This is a genomic window from Methylobacterium sp. AC315 (genome assembly GCF_979253755.1).
The window spans coordinates 1-249 of record NZ_CEEDEA010000109.1 but is presented as its reverse complement, the minus strand read 5'-3'; the positions used below and the strand labels follow the sequence as shown (position 1 = coordinate 249).

The window sequence follows — 249 nt, the reverse complement described above, 5'->3', positions numbered from 1 at the left end:
GCGATGGCGTCGGCGAGCTGGTCGCGGGAGGGGTTGCCGAGCCGCGAGTACTCGTAGGGCCCGGGTTGCTCGAAGGCGGGAAACTTGAAGGTCGTCGAGAGGTGGTTCGGCGCGATCACGGCGCCGAAGGACGTATCCTGGGCCACCCCGTTGGTCGCCGCGATCGTGCGGGCATCGAGGCCCTCTGGCATCGGCTTGTCTTTCCTGCGCCGAAATTCGGACCAGCGCGCATGGCCGGCGGGTCGTCAG

Annotated in this window: 1 protein-coding gene; it reads right to left on the bottom strand. The window is 68.7% G+C overall.

All coding sequences use genetic code 11. From position 1 onward, the window contains the following. Window positions 1–191 (bottom strand): PLP-dependent transferase (locus AC0IY0_RS28895; RefSeq protein ID WP_471766496.1); only part of this gene is annotated, 191 nt, incomplete at its 3' end. Window positions 192–249 lie beyond the last annotated feature (58 nt).